Origin of the sequence: Nonomuraea harbinensis, assembly GCF_019396385.1 — a bacterium.
GTDB classification, from domain to species: domain Bacteria; phylum Actinomycetota; class Actinomycetes; order Streptosporangiales; family Streptosporangiaceae; genus Nonomuraea; species Nonomuraea ferruginea.
The window spans coordinates 116,699-132,762 of the sequence record NZ_JAHKRN010000020.1; the positions used below are offsets into that span (position 1 = coordinate 116,699).

Genomic DNA, 16,064 nt, shown 5'->3' on the forward strand with positions numbered 1-16,064 from the left:
TAGTGTGCACGAAATACAGTGATGGTGCGTAGTCACCAAGTGCTTTCGCTGGTCAGTGCCACTAACACACAGGTACTCGCTACCTCATGTGAAGCTATGTACTCGTTCCCTACAGATCGCATCCCGTATATGCCCTTTTGGCCGATTCCTCGATAAGGCGACGAGGACAGGCCCACAGCGATGCGGGTGGTGCCGCCAACGGCGAAGGACGGATACGGCTGCAGCCGCACCGGATCGCGGTGACCCGCTCGATCCAGTCCACGATCGTCAGTGTAGGGCGATCTTCCGGTTGTTGGAGGTCAGCAGATCTGCTCGCCGGGCTGGTGGGTTGATCACAGTCGGCTTCAAGCGGATCGCAAGGCACACGGCCTATCTCTAGAGGTGATCACATCACGTACCATCCCGGAGTTCCCTCATGCGCCTGCTCGCCTTCCTCGCCGTTCTGGCCCTCCCCCTCACCCTGGCCTCCCCGGCCGCGGCCGACCGCACGTCCTGGAAGTGGGGGACCGTGTACTCCGCTGACGCCAAGGCCAGCGCCTGGGGCAGGGTGACGGTGGGCCAGTCCGGTTTCGTCGTCTCCGGCAATGTGAGGGACATCCCCGGCAAGGCCTGTTCCTGGGCTATCGTCCGCGCCCAGAGCGCGAAGAACGGACGCTGGAAGACCCACGGCTTCTACTACTGCAAGCCCGGCGTCGGCACCTTCCGCCAGAGCTACGGGTACGTGCTGCAGATCAAGGTCCAAGTCTGCCGGGGCACCGCCAAGCAGCCCACCGGATCGTGCTCGAAGGAGAAGACCATCTTCACCCAGGGCAGTTAAGGCACTGGCCATCGGTGGTAGCGGGCGGCGCGGGCCTCGTCCTCGGTGCAGAAGAAGCGGCTGTCCAGTGGGGTCACTACGTAGAAGTCGCTGCCGGGCATCCGGTAGCTGTAGGCGGCGGCGAAGTTCGTGGCGACGAGCGGCAGGCCGCCGCACCTGATCACGTGGATCGGGAAGCTCGCCATGGCGGTGGTGAGCGGTGTGACGAGCGCGATCACGTACATCACCATCGCTGTGACGAGCGCCCGCAGCCAGTCGGGCGCGAGCCCGATCAGTGCGAGGGGGATCAGGCCCAGGATGTAGGCCAGTGCCAGCAGCACCAGGTACCAGCCCAGGAAAGCCGCTGGTTCGTGCAGCGACGAGGCCGCTACGGCCAGACCCGCCGTCGGGATGAACAGGAGGAACGCTGCCAGCCACGCACCCGCCACAGCGAATCGCTTCATATGGATATGACGGGTCGGGCCGGAGGTTCGTTCGGGTCGATCAGCCACGGGCGGGCGTCGGAGCCGGCACCCGCGTAAATAGGGCAACCGGGGTGGTTAAGGGCGCGGCCCGATGACCACTCAAGGTAGTTGATGTGTCACAATGAGTGTCATGCCGTCCCCCCGACATGACGCACTCATTCAGCTGTTCAAAGACCGGCCTGAGCTGGCAGTGGAGATCTTGCGCGACCTCAAGGGAGTGGAGATGCCCACCACTCCGCTGATCCGCGTCGAGGACAGTACGTTCAACACCCGTTTCTCGGGGGATCTCGAAGCCGATGTGGTCGTCGTCCTGGGACCACCCAACGAGCCCGCGCACGCCATCGTCGTGGAGATCCCGCACGACAAGTCCAAGGACCCGAAACAGCTCGCCCGCTATGCCACCGCACTGTGGCTGCTGCTGCGCTGCGACGTCACCGTCCTGGTCGTCTGCCCTGACCAAGGGGTCGCCGCCCACTACGCCACGCCGGTCGATTCCGGGCTGACCGGCTACCGCCTGCACCCCCACGTGCTGGGGCCGGACGACATCTCGATCATCACCGACGCCCACGAGGCGGTCATGGTCCACGGCATGAAATCCACCGCCTGGCCCGTCTACAGTCCCTTCGCGCGCGAACATTACGGCCGCGGCTTCAAAGACGGCCTAGCCCTAGTCGAAGCAGAGGGCAGGGTGGAAGAAGCCGCTCGGGTGGTGCTGCTCGTGCTCGAAACCCGTGGCTTCGCGCTTCCCGATGACATCCGGGCCTGCGTCACCGCCTGCACCGATCTCGACCAGCTCGAGACCTGGGCCACCCGTGCGGTCACCGCCCAAACCCTCGACGACCTGTTCGACGAGTTGGAAGACCCAGTCTGAGGACGAGCTGCCTAAGGGGCGCTGAGGGGTTCGCCCTCGTACGCCTCGTGCAGCATTCGTACGAAAGACGGCGCCTCAGGCAGAGAGGTCGAGGCGATCTGGTGTACAGGCACCCCCGGCGTCCACGAGTTCATGACCACGGCCCCGGCCAACGATGGCAGGTCGGCGAGCGTGATCTCCTGAACCCGTTGGGGGACGCCGAGCCGGTCCAACTGCCGGCGGACGATGGACATCGTGGTGCCGCCCAACATCTCCGCCTCGGGCCACACCACCGCGGTCCCGTCCCAGAAGGCCAGGTTCCAGATGGACCCTTCGCTGAGCCGGCCGCGGCGGTCGAGGAAGGCGGCGTCGTCGAAGCCGCGGGCGACGGCCTGGCGCAGGAAGTACGTCTTGGCCACCTCGCCGACGTGTTTCACGGCGGGGAGGACCCGTTCGTGCTCGACCGCCGCCAGCGAGAGCGGGCCTCGGGGCCCGGACGCGGGCGGGCCGGTGCGTACCAAGAGCGAAGGCTCAAGGTCGGTCGCGGTGAACTCGCCCGCCGGGGAGTACACGGTGGCCGTCAGGGAGAGGTCGGCCGGGCCTGCCAGGAGGGCCGACCGCAGCCGTGCCCGAACCTGATCGTCGGGAAGCGCCCGGCCGAACAGCTCCTTGGAGGCGGATCGCAGCCTCTCCAGGTGGAGGTCGAGACCTCGTACGCGACCTCCCCTGACCTGCATGGCGGTGAAGTGGGCGTAGCCCGCGAAGGCGAGCGGCGCGAGTTCCGCGGCGGTGGCCGGGCGGCCGTCGCGGTGGGCGACGAAAGAGGACATGGCTTGCTCCAGCGGTGATGACGCGGGCCGGAATGCCCGTTCGACGAGGCGACGTTATGGCTTCACACCGATGGAAAGGTCAACTCATGCTGATCGGGGAGCTGTCCCGGCTGACCGGGGTACGCCCGAGGATGCTGCGCTACTACGAGGAGCAGGGGCTGCTCGACGTCGGCCGCGCCGCGAACGGCTACCGCCGTTACGGCGAGGATGCCGTCGTCACCGTGCGGCAGGTGCGCGCGCTGTTGAAGGCGGGTCTGTCCACCGAGGTGATCCGTACGGTGCTGCCGTGCGCGCGGGGCGAGCGGCCGGAGTTCGACTGGTGCGCGGAGCTGTGGGACATCCTCAACGGGGAGCTGGCGGCCATGGACGAGCGCATCGACGACCTCCAGCGCAACCGGAGCACGCTCGCCGGCTTCCTCATGCGATAGGTAAACGAGCAGTAACCCTCCTGCATGGTAGGGAATAGGCCCCGCGCGGGCGGGGTTGTCGCGGGCATGGCAACTCTTGGATTGATCGGCAGTGGCAACATCGGTGGCACGCTCGCCCGTCTCGCCGTCGATGCCGGTCTCGACGTCGTCCTGAGCAACTCGCGCGGCCCGGAGACCCTGGCCTCGCTCGTCGAGGAGCTCGGCCCGCGCGCCCGCGCCGCCACGCCGGCCGAGGCCGCGGCCGCCGGCGACTGGGTGGTGGTGACGATCCCGCTGCGCGGCATCGGAGCGGTGCCGGCGGAGCCGCTGGCCGGGAAGGTCGTGCTGGACACCGGCAACTACTATCCGCAGCGCGACGGGCAGATCCCGGAGCTCGACGCGGAGGAGACGACGACCAGCGAGCTGCTCCAGCGGCGGTTGCCCGGGGCCAAGGTGGTCAAGGCCTTCAACAACATCTACTTCAAGCACCTGGCCTCGCTCCCCCGCCCGGCGGGCGCCCCCGACCGGACGGCGCTGCCGATCGCGGGGGACGACGCCGGGGCCAAGGCCGCCGCGACCGAGCTGCTGGACACGCTCGGGTTCGACGTGGTCGACGTGGGGCCGCTGGCGGAGGGGTGGCGGTTCCAGCGGGACACCGCCGCGTACGTGGTGCCGTACGCGCACGCGCCGCAGGGCGCCGGGATCTCCGCGGACGACCCGGGCTCCCCCGCCGGGGCCGACGAGCTGCGCACCGCGCTGGCCGCCGCGCTCCGTTACCGCGACATGGAGTGACCGAGCCCGGGAAACGGAACGGGCACGACCCCCCTTGGCAAGGGTCGTGCCCGTTCGTCAGCCCGGCGCCTGGGGCGTCACCGTGACGCTCCCCCCCATGGAACGAAGTTTTCTGACGGTGACTGCGCCGGCCGCTGGGATGTGACGGCGTCAGTTGACGTCCATGCACCACATCGGCTTGCCGTCGATGGTGCAGGGGTACCAGATGTCCGGCGGCCTGGCCTGGGCCGATCCGGCGGCGAGGGACAGGGCGGCCGCGGAGATCACCGCCACGGCGGCGATGCGGCGAACCGCGCGCCCGAAGGCGCCGTTCTTGTTGTTGTCGGTCATGGTGAGGATTACATCGGGGCGCTCTTGTGACGCTCTTGGAACCGGCTGGGAACGGGATGCAAGTCAGAGCCAGTAGACCGCCAGCAGGGCGATGGCGAAGGCCAGGGCGATGAAGGGGACGGTTCTCGGCTGACGGGCGGCTTCGCGGCGGGAGGAGATCACCAGCACGACGATCAGGGCCAGCGCCACCAGCAGGTGTATCCCGTACCACCAGAGGGTGGACACCTCGCCCAGCAAGGTCCCGCTGAGCAGGTCGTCGACGGTCGCGTAGCCGGACAGGGTGGCGGCCATGGCCAGGCCGAACGCCGCGAGCGCGTACCGGTGCCGGGCGACCAGGAGCCAGACGAAGGCGCCGAAGGCGAGAACGGGCCAGGACTGGAGGTGCAGTTGCCGCAGGAGCAGCCCGCCGGGCACGTCGAAGCTGATCTTCAAGGACGAGCTGTAGGCCTCGCTCATGGGGACGCCCTGCAACGGCGCGTACGAGCCGTCGTAGACGATCGTGTGGTCACCGGGTGTGAAGTGGTATGCCAGGAAGGCTCCGGTGACGACGGCGAACAGGAAGATGAAGATCAACGTGTCGCCGATTAATTGGCCCGCTCGCTCCATTCGCCATATCCCACCACAAGAGAGACGCTCGCGTATGCGGTTGAGAGGGCGGTGCATGGACGGTCCCGGCCCGTACGGACACGATGAGGGCATGCTGGTTCTGCCGCTCATCGCCCTCGTGCTGCACGGCGCCCTCGCGGGCCTCTTCTACGCCTTCTCCATGTCCGTCATGCCGGCGCTCAACGCCGTCGAGCCCGCCCAGGCCGAGACGGTGATGCGGAGCGTCAACAGGAAGATCCTCAACCCCTGGCTCTTCGTCGCGTTCCTCGGGGCGCCGGTCGCGGCGCTGGTCGCGGGGCTGTTCGCCGGCGGCCCGGCCGCGGTCTGGTTCTTCGCCGCCGCCGGGGTGAGCTTCGTCGGCTCCTTCGTGGTCACGATGGCGATCAACGTGCCGATGAACAACGCCGTCGACGCGGGCACGATGCCGTGGAAGGAGTACTCGCCGCGGTGGACCGCCTGGAACACGGTCCGCGCCGCGGCGTCCCTGGCCAGCCTCGCCCTGGTGGGCGTCGGCCTGGCCCAGCTCTAGCGCTACCGGGCCGCCCAGAGCATGCCGCGTTCGATGATCGTGCGTACGGTGTCGTTCCGCAGCACGTCGAGGCTGTGCCCGGGGGTGGTGACGAAGACGCGGCCGGCGCCCCAGCTCCGGGTCCAGATGGCCGGCGAGGTGACCTCACGGTGCCAGGGGTCCCACGGGCGGACCTGCTGCGTGGTCGTGGCCAGCACGTCGATGTAGTCGTCGGTCAGCACCCAGTACTGCTCGGTCACCAGGTCGAAGTCCGTCAGGCCCTCGGTGATGGGGTGGGCGGCGGCCTCGGGGAGCAGGTTCACGGTGTACGGCACGAAGTTGTGCGCCTCGGCGCTCTCGTGCGGCTCGGCCGGGTCCTTACCGGGGTGGCAGGCGAACTGCCCGCCGATCAGGTGGAGGTAGTCGGAGGAGTTGCGGAAGGAGTCGGCGATGCCGCCGTGCCAGCCCGCCATCCCGGTGCCCGACTCGATGGCGGCGCGCAGGCCCGCGAGCTCGCCGGGTTCGATCGTCCCCATGGTGTAGCACTGCACGACCAGGTCGACCCCGGCCATGAACGCGGCGTCCGCGTACGGCTCCGGGGAGCCGGCCAGGTGCACCTCGAAGTCGTGCGCTTCGAGGAAGGGGACGAAGAGGTCGGTGGCGGCGACCGGGGCATGCCCTTCCCAGCCGCCGCGCACCACCAGTGCCTTACGGTTCGCCATGCTCGCGCCAATCGCTCGGAGGGTCGACGTATCCGATCGTCGCATTTCCAGGACCAGCGTCCGAGATCGCGCTGATCAGCCGGTCACCGAGACGGACCAGTGCTTCTGGCAGCTGGACGGGCCGATGAGGTTGGTGTCGCAGCCCTTGATGTTCCACCGGTAGCCGCCGTTCGTCCGCGCCCTGACGATGTAGCGGCCGCGGAAGCCGCCCGCGGTGTCCTTCTGCACCCCTTGCGGGTCGGCGGCGCTGGTGTAGCGGACGAGGAAGGTGTCGAACTCCTTGGCCGTCCGGTGCCAGTCGACGTACGCGTTCCCGCCGGCCGACCAGGCCGCCACCACGAAGTTCCCGCCCAGCTTGGGCGACCAGGCCAGCTGGCCCCGTTCGAACGTCTGACGGCGGCCGGCCCAGCCGACCCCGTTCTGGTGGATGTCGCGCTCGCCCGTGGTGGGGCAGCCGAGCTTGCCGTCCGCGCCGCCGAGCTGCTGCCAGCGGGCGCCGATGAGCCCGTACGGCTGGATCTTGCACGCGGTGCCGGTCGCGGCGTGCGCGGGCACGGTGGTCAGCGTTCCGGCGGCGGCGAGCGCCGCGACGAGCGTGAGGGACAGGCGACGGTTCATCGCGGCGCTCCTTGGGGGTCGGCTGTCTCAGTGATACGACCTGTCGCTTGCCGGACGCTTGACCGCCGCCTTCTGGCAGGCCCTGTCGGCGGTAGACAGATGAGGTTCCGACATGTCACCATCGCAGACATGATCGTGAGGAAGGACGGCGCCACCCTGAGCCGGTGAGCGCACGCGCGCAGCGGGAAGCTGCGACCATCCGCGAAGAATGGCTGGGCCTGGCGCTGTCGACGCGGCCCTGTCACCGTCAGGCGGCCGAAGCCGCCATCTCGGAGCTCTACCTCCTGGCCGGGTTCGTCCCGCCGCGTTTCCACTGGGCCGCCTCGCCCGTGACCGCCCTCGCCACCGTGCCGCCCGGCGTCCGGCCGCGCCCCGACGAACCCTCGGAGCGGGTGCAGGACTGGCCGGTGGTGAAGAGCCTGACCCGCATGGCCGGCGAGCTGCGCGGGCGGGTCGACGCCGCCGTCAGGGGCGCCCACCTGGAGCTCGACCAGGTGGTCCGCCGCGAGGTGCACGACCCGCTCTCCTGGACGGCGCGCCGGCTCGTCCCGGTGCTGGAGGCCGCGCACGACCGCCCGCTCCGGCGCACGAGCTGGTACGAGGACGTCACGGCCGTCGCGTGGCAGGCGCGGCATGACGCGCTGCGCCGGCTGGGCGGCGTCGAGGTGTTCAGCCGGGCACAGAAACGGCAGGCCCACCTGTGGGCCGTGGTGGCCCGCTCGTGCGGCTGGTGGTGGCCGCGCCGGGATGTGTGCGTGCTCTCGGAACGCCCGGCCGAGCTCCGCACCGAGGTGTGCGGCGAGCACGGCGAGGTGCGCCTGCACCACGACGGCGGCCCGGCCGTGCGGTTCGCCGACGGCTGGGACGTGCACGCCTGGCACGGCACCCGGGTGCCGTCCTGGGTGACCACCGATCCGTCCGCCGAGCGCATCGGGCGGGAGCGCAACGTCGAGGTCAGGCGGTGCGCGATCGAGCGCCTCGGCTGGGCCGTCTACATCGAGCAGGCCGGCCTCCGGCTGGTCGCCGCCGCCCCCGACCCCGGCAATCCCGGCTCCGAGCTGCGGCTGTACGACGTGCGCGCGGGCACCAGGGTGCTGCTCGCCGTCAACGGGTCCGTCGAGCGCGACGGGCGCCGCCGCCGCTACGGGCTGACCGTGCCGTGGTACTTCGACGACCCGATCGCCGCCGCCGGCTGGACCTACGGGCTGTCCGCCGGCCAGTACGCGAGCCTTCTCCGCCGAACCTGAGGTGAATGCCATGAAAGTGACTCTCGCCACCCTCGAAGAGCAGACCGGACTGACCGCGCTCGACCACCTGGAACGGTCGGTGCGCATCCCCGTCGTCGACGGGCCCCAGGCCCAGGGCGACCTGATCGTCATCCCGCTGGCCATGATCGCCGCGTCCGTCCGGATCCCGCCGGCCGCCGTGGCGTGGGAGTGGATCGACGTGCCGGTGGAAGGCGTCGACCTGCTGCGCGGCGAGGCCGGCGGCAACACGCACACCCTCGTCGCCGAACCGTACACGTGCCGGTGGACGCGGCGGCTCCACGACTCCGACCGGCTGGCCATCGGCGTGTTCGAGACCACCGCCCCGGCCTACCTGCTGCACCCGGAGCACGGGGCGACGGGCTGCGCTCCGGGCACGTACGTGATCCGCCGGCAGCGCGAGCAGGAAGGCCCGCGGGCCCGCCTGGTCGCCGACTGATCCGTCAGGGGCAGGCGGGGAACAGCGGACGGGTGCCGGTCGAGTAGGCCGACGGGTCGGTGAACCGGCACCCGTAGCGCGGGTCGGCCACCACCGAGCGGGTGACCACGTCGTCGCCCGCGGGCCGGGGGCCGCCGCGCTGCCACCGGACGAGGTCGTCCCAGGCGGCGCCGGCCTCGGCGTCGCTGAACTCGCAGTGGCCCACGGCCCTGATCGCCCGCTGCACCAGGTGCTTCGTCCTGCCGTGCCGGGCCACGTCCTTGAAGTAGTGCTGCTCCATCGAGAACGGCACGAAGTTGTCGCCCAGGTCGTGCAGCGACAGTACGGGCACGTCGATGCGGCCCGAGACGCTCGCCACGGCCGTCAGCCCGCGGGTGAACCGGGCCACCGGGTCCTCGGGGGCCACCCGCCGGACGGTCGCGTTGACGTTCACCGGCGAGGAGGGCGCGTAGCGGGTGCCGACGTTCGTGCCCACCCGGCCGGGCTGCTGCGCCAGCGAGCCGCCTTCGTCCGGCCCTGCCAGCCCGAACAGGAAGTCCTTCCAGTACGCGAACGCGGCGTCCGCGCCCGGCCGCTCGCCGCCGCCCTGGTTGATCACGATGTCGCGGAACTGCGCGCCGACCGCGCTGCCCGGGTCCAGCCGCTCCCGCATCTTCGGTACGGCCGAGGTGGCGTAGTCCGCCGGGAACGGGTACGCGGGCACGTCCGCCAGGTCCTGGGCGACCAGGTGGAAGTCGAGGAAGAAGTCGAACAGCTCGTGGTCGCCGAGCACCCCGCACATCGGCATCGCGGCGTCGTAGAAGCCCGGGTACTGCTCGATGGAGCGGGCCGTGATGTGCCCGCCCATCGACACCCCGGCGATGAACGTGCGCTTCGGCTTGCCGACCACCCGCGCGAAGTGACCGGCCAGCGCACGGGTGCTGACCACGCCGGCCCGCACGTCGTAGTCGTTGGCGTAGTACGAGGACGCGGCCCACGCGTACCCCTGGTCCAGGAGCCGCTGCCGGAGCCCGTAGCCGGGCGGGTCCACGGAGAGCACCCGCGTGGCGCCGCGGAAGCCGTGGGCCCACATCGCCAGGCCGCCGTTCCAGCGCGGCGGCACCTCGATCACGTACGCCGCGTGCTCGTGCACGCCCTGCAGCACCCTGGCCGGCCTGCCGTCCACGAGAGCGGGCGGGAGCGGCGGGTTGTCGACGGTGTAGCCGGGCAGCGGCTGGTCGCCGGGCACGACGGTGCGCGCGTCCGCAGCGGCGCCCGCGCCGGGCACGAGTAACGCGGCGGCCAGGGTGAGGGCGCAGAGAACCAGGCTCGGACGGCGCATCAGCCGTCACCTCCGGGCAGGCTGATCGGGGGGTGCGGGTGATTCGTTCATACTCCGGCACACCGGGCATGGGAAGGGTCCCGCACCGGGCGGCACGGTTGGGGGCCCGCCGCCCGGGTAGCCACGATCCCATGACCGTGCGGAACGACGTCATCGCCCTCGTCCAGGCCGACCATCGCCGGATCGAAGTCCTGTTCAAGCGTCTGCTGCTGAACCAGAAGGACCCCGGGCCCGCCGTCAGCGCGCTGCACGCCCTGCTGACCGCGCACACCCGCGCCGAGGAGGACGTGGTCTACCCGCTCCTGGACGCCCACCACGGCTTCGCCCAGCACAAGGAGGCCGAGGTCCACCTGGACACGCTGCGGCGGGCCGACGCCGGGACACCCGAGCTCACCGAGGCGCTGCACCAGCTCGTCGTGTCGGTGATGGCGCACTTCTGCGACGAGGAGACGACGATCCTCCCGATGCTGGCCCGCGGCATGAGCGGCGAAGAGCTGGCCGAGCTGGGCGCGGCGTTCCAGGACGCCCGGCAGCGCGAGCTGGACGCGCTCAGAGGCCGTCCGGCCGGGGGCGAGCCCCGCCGGGAGGCCGGCCGGTTCGGCACGGGCAAGACCAGGATGCAGGAGGTGCTCACCACGCTGTAACCCGGCTCGGGTGTTGCGGTCAGGACGAGCCGATGGGCACGAACCCGCTGCCCGCCCGGTAGTTGGGCGACTGGTGGCGGAAGTAGGTGTTGTAGACCTGGCAGTAGCGGCCGCCTCGCGCCAGCAGCGTCGGGTGGTCGCCCTCCTCCACGATGCGGCCGTGGTCGAGCACGATGATGCGGTCGACGTGCTCGATGGTGGAGAGCCGGTGGGCGATGACGATCGAGGTGCGCTCGGCCAGCACCACGTCGAGACCCTCCTGGATCTGCGCCTCGGTGAGCGGATCGACGCTGGCCGTGGCCTCGTCGAGCACCACGATCGCCGGGTCCTGGACGAGCAGGCGGGCCAGCGCGACGAGCTGGCGCTGGCCCATCGACAGGGCCCGGCCGTGCTCGCCCACGTCGGTGTCGAGGCCGTGGGGCAGGGCGTCGATCCAGTCGCCGCCGCCGACCGCCTCGGCCGCGGCCCGCACCTCGTCGTCGGTCGCATCCGGCCTGGGGTAGCGGATGTTGTCGGCGACGGTGCCGCTGAACAGGAACGGCGCCTGCGGCACCGCGCCGATCTGGCGGCGGTACTCGCCCAGGTCGAGCTCGCGGATGTCGCGGCCGTCGATGAGCAGCCGGCCTTCCTGGAACTCGTAGAACCGGGTGATCAGCTTGCTCAGCGTGGACTTGCCCGCACCGGTGTGGCCGACCAGCGCGACCGTCTCGCCGGCCTCGATGCGCAGGTCGAAGTCGCGCAGCACCGGGCTGGCCGGGTCGTAGCCGAAGGTGACGCCCTGGAACTCGATGCGCCCGGCCAGCCTGCCGACCGGCTGCGCGCCGGTCTGCACCACCCGCGGCGGCGCGTCGATCAGCGCGAAGACCCGCTCCGACGCCGACAGGCCCTGCTGGAACTGCGACCAGAACGCGGCGATCGACGTCAGCGGGAACCAGAACAGCGCCACACCCTGGAGGAACAGGTACCAGTCACCGGCCGTCAGCCGCCCGCCGAGCACGGCCGTGCCGCCGAACTGCACCAGGGCGACCGTGGCGAGCCCGGCCACCAGGAACAGCACCGGGAAGATCGCCGAGAAGACGAACCCCTGCCGCAGCGTCACCTGGTAGCTCTGCCGGTTGATCGGCAGGAACTCGTCGTAGACCTGCCGCTCCTGGCGGAAGCTCTTGGCCACGGCGATGCCGCCCATGGTCTCCTGCAGGTTGGCGTTGACCCGGCTGAGCGACCGCTGGGCCTTGCGGGTGGTGGCGCGGGCGAGCCGCCGGAACAGCAGGGCCAGGCCCACGACGACGGGCACCACCAGAAGCGTCAGCAGGGCCAGCTCGACGCTGCGCAGGAACAGCAGCACGGTGACGAACCCGACCATCAGCACCTGGCTGATCAGGTCCATGGTGAGCGTGGACACGGTGGCGAAGTCGTCGGTGTCGGACGTCACCCGGCTGACGATGCGGCCGGACGGCGTCTCGTCGTAGAAGGACAGGTCGCGCTGGAGCACCGCGTCGAAGGCGTCTTCGCGCAGATGGAGCACGACGTCGCCGGTCACCCGCGCGCTGTACCACTGCCGGAAGAAGTTGAACACCCAGCCGAGGACGCCGGTGAGCAGCAGCGCGCCGGTCAGCGGCCAGGCGACGTCGCCGATCGTGCCCGCCTGGACCGCGTCGACGCCCCAGCTGACCAGCAGCGGCACCGCCGCCTGCCCCAGCGACACGAGCACGATCATGGCGGCGACCAGCACCATAGCCCCGAGCTTGGGCCGGAAGTAGGACAGGATCCGGCGCAGCAGCTCGCGGTCGCTGTAGGTGCGGTCGTAGTCTTCGGCCTCCAGGCCGTCCATCAGGAAGCCCATCAGCCGGCCCTTCCCTGCTCGCCGGCCAGCACGGGCGCGTCGCCCCCGGCCGGCAGGACCTCGTCGTAGTGGGCGAAGATGCGGCGGTAGAGACGGCTGCGCCCGAGCAGCTCGTCGTGGGTGCCGAAGTCGACCAGCTCGCCCCGTTTGAGCAGCAGCACCTTGTCGGCCCACCGGATCTGGGACAGCCGGTGGGTGATCAGCAGCGTGGTGCGGCCTTCGAGCACGCGGCCGATCGCCTGCTGGATCAGGTCTTCGGTGGCCGAGTCGACGGCGCTGGTGGAGTCGTCGAGCACGAGGATCGCCGGGTCGGTCAGCAGGGCCCGCGCGATGGCCAGCCGCTGCCGCTGGCCGCCGGAGAGGGTGATGCCGCGCTCGCCGATGACCGTGTCGTAGCCGTCGTCGAGCTCGCCGATGAACTCGGCCGCCTGCGCGTCCTCGGCCGCCCGCACCACGTCGTCGCGGCCGGCCTTCTGGCCCAGGCCGAAGGCGATGTTCTCGGCGACGGAGCGGGAGAACAGCACGATGTCCTGCTCGATGGTGGAGATCTGGGAGCGGAGCGAGTCGAGGTCCCAGGCGCGCACGTCGACGCCGTCGACGAGGACGCGGCCGGAGGTGACGTCGTAGATGCGCGGCACGAGCTTGGTCAGCGTGCTCTTGCCCGAGCCGGTCTCGCCGACGACGGCGACCGTCTCGCCCGGCCGCACGGTGAAGGACACGCCGCGCAGCACCGGGTCGCCGCCCTCGTAGCCGAACGTCACGTCGTCGAAGACGATCTCGCCGGTGATGGACGCGGTGTGGCCGTCGGCCGGCTGGTCGAGCTCGGTCTCGGCGTTGACGATGGCGAGGATCCGGCGGGCGGCCACGACGCCGAGCTGGACCAGCGAGAACGTGAAGATCGACATCTGGGTGGGGAAGCCGAGCATGCCCATGAGCCCCATGAAGGCCACCACGTCGCCGATCGTGATCTGGCCCGCCGCCTGCAGCGCGAGCGCGTGCCAGAGCGCGCCCGCCATCGCGGCCGCGAAGAGCAGCGTGGGCAGGTAGCGGGCCTGCACCAGGCCGTTGCGTACGAAGGAGTCGCGGTAGAGCCGGGCGCGGGCGCGGAACCGGCGGCGCTCCTGCGCCTCCTGGGCGGTCACCTTGATGACCTCGATGCCGCGCACGGCCTCGTTGAGCCCGGCGTTGAGATCGCCGAACTGCTCGCGCATCCGGGTCGCGACCGGGTTGAGCTGGCGCATGTAGTGCCAGAGCGCGATCACGAAGACGACCGCGAACACGCCGGGCACGAGCAGCAGCCGCGGGTCGATGGTGGCGATGAAGAACAGCGGCACCAGGCCGGACAGCCCGGAGTCGACGATCAGGTCGAAGCCCGGGGAGATCATGATGGAGAGCTGCCGGATGTCGTTGGCGGCCCTGGCCATCAGGTCGCCGACCCGCTGGCGGTTGTGGAAGGTCTGGCTCTTGCCGAGCAGGCTCACGTAGAGCTCGTCGCGGGCGTCGCGCTCCAGCCGCTTGGCCAGCACCTCGGACGACAGCCGCGCCACCAGGTCGATGATGCCGCGGGCCACCACGACCGCCAGCATGACCAGCACGATCGCGCCGAGCGCGGACCCGTCGCCCAGCACCGCGTCGAAGGCCGAGCCGGTGAGCTGCGGGACCATGGCGTTGAGCACCACCATGACCAGCGACCCGCCGAGGAACCCGGTCAGATGGAGCGGATGGCGGCGCACATGGGACCAGAGCCAGCGCAGCGGGCCGCGCCGGTCGTAGACCGGCCCGGAAACAGAGAACTCCGAACTGCTGCTCACGGGAACGGCCCCCTGACCCCGTCGACGTTTCGACCCTGTTTTCTACCAGCCGCCACCGACAGTTTCCCAACGCTTTTCTCCTGGGCGAGCACTGCTCATACTCCGAGGAGGAGGAACCGAACGGAGAGGGGTACCTCGTGCTGTACGTCTTCGGCTTCGAGCGGATCGGCGTGGCCGTCAGCGACATCTACTTCGTCGACCCGCAACCCAACAAGGGCCAGGAGGGCGCCGAGCACGGCGTCCGGCTCGAAGTGCGGATGCTCGACGAGGGTGAGCTGCGGGGCACGGTCTACTCGGCCCGCCCGATCAGCCTCGGCCGGCCGATCTGGCGAGTGGACCTGCTGGAGTCCGTCGACGGGCGGCCGGGCAGCTTCGACCGGACCCACCACCACCCGGTCTTCACCGGCTGGGACCCGGGCCCCCGGGTCTTCGCCAGGGAACTGTCGGCCGACCCGCTCGGCTGGCTGGCCGACCGGCTGGGCGACCTGGACGTGGTGCTCAAGCAGGGGAACGTGGAGGAGTCGTACCCCCAGGACGCCCTCGCCCTCCGCGAGCGCGCCCCCGAGATCATCGCCTGCGTCGAACGCACCCTCGCCGCCGTGCGCGCGGGCGAACTCGGCAACCCGCCGGAGAACGCGGGCGACAGCGTCCGGGCCAGCTGGCTGTAACCCGCGAACCACGGACGCCGGCTCCGTATCGTGCCGGGCGGATCGCAGGTGGCCACGTCACTCCCACCCTCCGCAAGCGCTCGGCAGGAGCGCGGGCTCCTCTGCGAGGACCCCTCCGGGGAGCCCGGCGCTCAACGCCCCTCGTAGACGGCCGCCGTCAGCGTCCCCGGCCGGTGGTCGTACGCGGCGATGTCCGTGCCGACCTTGACCCGGATGGTCACCGTCCCCTTCGGCAGCCGGCCCAGCCCCTGGTACGCCGGGCCGCGCAGGAACGGGGGCGAGCAGTCGGCGAAGCCCTTGTACGGGCTCCCGTTCACGCTCACCTCCTGCGTGACCCGCCCCCCGATCGCGCCCGAGCAGGCGACGACCAGCGCGATCGGCCGGCCGGTGCTCCGGACCCGCACCGTGACCTCGCGGCTCCCGGGCCAACCGGTCGTCGCCTGGGCGATCTTGTGGAATGTGGGATTCCGGCTGAAGGACGCGGGCGGGCGGTACGGGGCGGGCGCGGTGGGCATCTCGGCCGGTGGCGTCCACTCGTAGACGCCCAGCCGCCAGCGCCCGTCCCTGCGGGGGTGCTGCGCGCGAATGGTGACGGTCGCCGTGCGGGCGTCGTCGGGCAGCGGCTCCAGGTCGACCGCCCGGCCCCGCTCGCAGGCGAACCCCAGGAAGGCGGGCCGGCTCAGCCGGTAGACCTGGGCGGAGCCGGGCACCCGCGCGGTGACCTTCGGCGCCGTCATGCTCGATTCCTTCGTGCAGTGCGCCAGCACCGCCAGCGGCCGGCCGCTCAGCTTCACCTCGACCGACACCGACTCCTGCCACGCCAGGTCGAGGGTGGCGGTGGCGATCCGCCGGTAATCCGTGCCGTCCGGCTCCTCGTACCGGGCGGGGATCTCATCCACCACGGTCACCGCCGTCGGCCCGCCGTCGGTCGGCGTGCGCAGCCCGAGCGGCACGCCCACCCCCACGCCCGCGACCACGAGCACGGCGGCGGCGCCGACGGCCAGGCGGCGCCTGCGGCGGGCGCGGCGCACCCGGCCGCGCAGCGACTCCCAGGGGACGGGCCGCTCCAGCGCCGGCCGGCTCCGCTCCCCCAGCACGTCCATCAGTTCCCGCTGATCGATCGGCATCG

19 protein-coding genes are annotated in these 16,064 nt (G+C 70.9%); 9 read left to right on the forward strand and 10 right to left on the reverse strand.

The features are described 5' to 3' along the window. The first annotated feature begins 415 nt into the window (after window positions 1-415). On the forward strand, window positions 416-817 hold the full coding sequence (locus KME79_RS21755; protein ID WP_219546012.1) for a hypothetical protein: 402 nt from the start codon (window positions 416-418) through the stop codon (window positions 815-817). On the opposite strand, the gene KME79_RS21760 is transcribed toward KME79_RS21755, so the two are convergent. Further along, entirely contained in the window at window positions 814-1,260 is a 447-nt protein-coding gene (locus tag KME79_RS21760; protein WP_219546013.1) for a hypothetical protein, read from the reverse strand. The genes KME79_RS21755 and KME79_RS21760 overlap by 4 nt on opposite strands. 151 nt (window positions 1,261-1,411) lie before the next feature. Here KME79_RS21760 and KME79_RS21765 point away from each other — a divergent pair, with 151 nt between their 5' ends. Then, window positions 1,412-2,152: a hypothetical protein gene (locus KME79_RS21765; protein WP_246640199.1), complete on the forward strand. Its 741-nt coding sequence runs from the start codon at window positions 1,412-1,414 to the stop codon at window positions 2,150-2,152. 11 nt (window positions 2,153-2,163) lie between these two features. Here KME79_RS21765 and KME79_RS21770 read toward each other — a convergent pair whose 3' ends face one another. Then, window positions 2,164-2,961 carry an aminotransferase class IV family protein gene (locus KME79_RS21770; protein ID WP_219546014.1) on the reverse strand — a complete coding sequence of 266 codons (798 nt, stop codon included), beginning with the start codon at window positions 2,959-2,961 and terminating at the stop codon, window positions 2,164-2,166. An 86-nt stretch (window positions 2,962-3,047) separates the two neighbouring features. Between KME79_RS21770 and KME79_RS21775 the strand changes: the two genes are divergently transcribed. Both KME79_RS21775 and KME79_RS21780 read left to right on the forward strand, forming a co-directional pair. Then, window positions 3,048-3,389: a MerR family transcriptional regulator gene (locus KME79_RS21775; protein WP_219546016.1), complete on the forward strand. Its 342-nt coding sequence runs from the start codon at window positions 3,048-3,050 to the stop codon at window positions 3,387-3,389. Between the two features lie 66 nt (window positions 3,390-3,455). Next, window positions 3,456-4,160, forward strand: coding sequence for an NADPH-dependent F420 reductase (locus tag KME79_RS21780; protein WP_219546017.1), 705 nt, complete (start codon window positions 3,456-3,458; stop codon window positions 4,158-4,160). 150 nt (window positions 4,161-4,310) lie between these two features. Here KME79_RS21780 and KME79_RS21785 read toward each other — a convergent pair whose 3' ends face one another. Further along, window positions 4,311-4,490 carry a hypothetical protein gene (locus KME79_RS21785; protein WP_219546018.1) on the reverse strand — a complete coding sequence of 60 codons (180 nt, stop codon included), beginning with the start codon at window positions 4,488-4,490 and terminating at the stop codon, window positions 4,311-4,313. A 63-nt stretch (window positions 4,491-4,553) separates the two neighbouring features. Beyond that, window positions 4,554-5,063, reverse strand: coding sequence for a cytochrome b family protein (locus KME79_RS21790; protein WP_219546019.1), 510 nt, complete (start codon window positions 5,061-5,063; stop codon window positions 4,554-4,556). Window positions 5,064-5,187: 124 nt separating this feature from the next. Here KME79_RS21790 and KME79_RS21795 point away from each other — a divergent pair, with 124 nt between their 5' ends. After that, a complete protein-coding gene (locus KME79_RS21795; RefSeq protein ID WP_219546020.1) occupies window positions 5,188-5,625 on the forward strand; it encodes an anthrone oxygenase family protein in 438 nt (145 codons plus the stop codon). Between the two features lie 2 nt (window positions 5,626-5,627). On the opposite strand, the gene KME79_RS21800 is transcribed toward KME79_RS21795, so the two are convergent. Together KME79_RS21800 and KME79_RS21805 are read right to left on the reverse strand one after the other, a co-directional pair. After that, the gene (locus KME79_RS21800) at window positions 5,628-6,326 is read right to left on the reverse strand and encodes a ThuA domain-containing protein (protein ID WP_246640200.1); all 699 of its coding nucleotides are present in this window, start codon (window positions 6,324-6,326) and stop codon (window positions 5,628-5,630) included. Between the two features lie 75 nt (window positions 6,327-6,401). Further along, complete coding sequence (locus tag KME79_RS21805; RefSeq protein ID WP_219546022.1) at window positions 6,402-6,944, reverse strand: LGFP repeat-containing protein; 543 nt, start codon at window positions 6,942-6,944, stop codon at window positions 6,402-6,404. A 164-nt stretch (window positions 6,945-7,108) separates the two neighbouring features. On the opposite strand from KME79_RS21805, the gene KME79_RS21810 reads away from it, so the two are divergent. Further along, window positions 7,109-8,191, forward strand: coding sequence for a DUF6745 domain-containing protein (locus KME79_RS21810; RefSeq protein WP_219546024.1), 1,083 nt, complete (start codon window positions 7,109-7,111; stop codon window positions 8,189-8,191). A 10-nt stretch (window positions 8,192-8,201) separates the two neighbouring features. Next, window positions 8,202-8,648 carry a DUF8820 family protein gene (locus KME79_RS21815; RefSeq protein ID WP_219546025.1) on the forward strand — a complete coding sequence of 149 codons (447 nt, stop codon included), beginning with the start codon at window positions 8,202-8,204 and terminating at the stop codon, window positions 8,646-8,648. A gap of 4 nt (window positions 8,649-8,652) precedes the next feature. Here KME79_RS21815 and KME79_RS21820 read toward each other — a convergent pair whose 3' ends face one another. Then, window positions 8,653-9,969 carry an alpha/beta hydrolase family protein gene (locus KME79_RS21820; protein WP_219546027.1) on the reverse strand — a complete coding sequence of 439 codons (1,317 nt, stop codon included), beginning with the start codon at window positions 9,967-9,969 and terminating at the stop codon, window positions 8,653-8,655. Between the two features lie 131 nt (window positions 9,970-10,100). Here KME79_RS21820 and KME79_RS21825 point away from each other — a divergent pair, with 131 nt between their 5' ends. Further along, window positions 10,101-10,613: a hemerythrin domain-containing protein gene (locus KME79_RS21825; RefSeq protein ID WP_219546028.1), complete on the forward strand. Its 513-nt coding sequence runs from the start codon at window positions 10,101-10,103 to the stop codon at window positions 10,611-10,613. A gap of 19 nt (window positions 10,614-10,632) precedes the next feature. Here KME79_RS21825 and KME79_RS21830 read toward each other — a convergent pair whose 3' ends face one another. Together KME79_RS21830 and KME79_RS21835 are read right to left on the reverse strand one after the other, a co-directional pair. Continuing rightward, window positions 10,633-12,456 carry an ABC transporter ATP-binding protein gene (locus KME79_RS21830; RefSeq protein WP_219546030.1) on the reverse strand — a complete coding sequence of 608 codons (1,824 nt, stop codon included), beginning with the start codon at window positions 12,454-12,456 and terminating at the stop codon, window positions 10,633-10,635. After that, window positions 12,456-14,267: an ABC transporter ATP-binding protein gene (locus KME79_RS21835; RefSeq protein ID WP_308248999.1), complete on the reverse strand. Its 1,812-nt coding sequence runs from the start codon at window positions 14,265-14,267 to the stop codon at window positions 12,456-12,458. Before KME79_RS21835 ends, KME79_RS21830 begins: the two co-directional genes overlap by 1 nt. A gap of 137 nt (window positions 14,268-14,404) precedes the next feature. Here KME79_RS21835 and KME79_RS21840 point away from each other — a divergent pair, with 137 nt between their 5' ends. Next, complete coding sequence (locus KME79_RS21840) at window positions 14,405-14,935, forward strand: hypothetical protein (RefSeq protein ID WP_148035055.1); 531 nt, start codon at window positions 14,405-14,407, stop codon at window positions 14,933-14,935. A gap of 131 nt (window positions 14,936-15,066) precedes the next feature. Here KME79_RS21840 and KME79_RS21845 read toward each other — a convergent pair whose 3' ends face one another. After that, the gene (locus KME79_RS21845) at window positions 15,067-16,062 is read right to left on the reverse strand and encodes a hypothetical protein (protein ID WP_219546031.1); all 996 of its coding nucleotides are present in this window, start codon (window positions 16,060-16,062) and stop codon (window positions 15,067-15,069) included. Between the last annotated feature and the right edge of the window lie 2 nt (window positions 16,063-16,064).

Coding starts and splice junctions, on each gene's coding strand:
- KME79_RS21755 (WP_219546012.1), top strand. CDS start 416: ATGCGCCTGCTCGCCTTCCTCGCCGTTCTGGCCCTCCCCCTCACCCTG.
- KME79_RS21845 (WP_219546031.1), bottom strand. CDS start 16,062: ATGCCGATCGATCAGCGGGAACTGATGGACGTGCTGGGGGAGCGGAGC.
- KME79_RS21805 (WP_219546022.1), bottom strand. CDS start 6,944: ATGAACCGTCGCCTGTCCCTCACGCTCGTCGCGGCGCTCGCCGCCGCC.
- KME79_RS21820 (WP_219546027.1), bottom strand. CDS start 9,969: ATGCGCCGTCCGAGCCTGGTTCTCTGCGCCCTCACCCTGGCCGCCGCG.
- KME79_RS21815 (WP_219546025.1), top strand. CDS start 8,202: ATGAAAGTGACTCTCGCCACCCTCGAAGAGCAGACCGGACTGACCGCG.
- KME79_RS21830 (WP_219546030.1), bottom strand. CDS start 12,456: ATGGGCTTCCTGATGGACGGCCTGGAGGCCGAAGACTACGACCGCACC.
- KME79_RS21760 (WP_219546013.1), bottom strand. CDS start 1,260: ATGAAGCGATTCGCTGTGGCGGGTGCGTGGCTGGCAGCGTTCCTCCTG.
- KME79_RS21825 (WP_219546028.1), top strand. CDS start 10,101: ATGACCGTGCGGAACGACGTCATCGCCCTCGTCCAGGCCGACCATCGC.
- KME79_RS21785 (WP_219546018.1), bottom strand. CDS start 4,490: ATGACCGACAACAACAAGAACGGCGCCTTCGGGCGCGCGGTTCGCCGC.
- KME79_RS21765 (WP_246640199.1), top strand. CDS start 1,412: ATGCCGTCCCCCCGACATGACGCACTCATTCAGCTGTTCAAAGACCGG.
- KME79_RS21795 (WP_219546020.1), top strand. CDS start 5,188: ATGCTGGTTCTGCCGCTCATCGCCCTCGTGCTGCACGGCGCCCTCGCG.
- KME79_RS21770 (WP_219546014.1), bottom strand. CDS start 2,961: ATGTCCTCTTTCGTCGCCCACCGCGACGGCCGCCCGGCCACCGCCGCG.
- KME79_RS21775 (WP_219546016.1), top strand. CDS start 3,048: ATGCTGATCGGGGAGCTGTCCCGGCTGACCGGGGTACGCCCGAGGATG.
- KME79_RS21780 (WP_219546017.1), top strand. CDS start 3,456: ATGGCAACTCTTGGATTGATCGGCAGTGGCAACATCGGTGGCACGCTC.
- KME79_RS21800 (WP_246640200.1), bottom strand. CDS start 6,326: ATGGCGAACCGTAAGGCACTGGTGGTGCGCGGCGGCTGGGAAGGGCAT.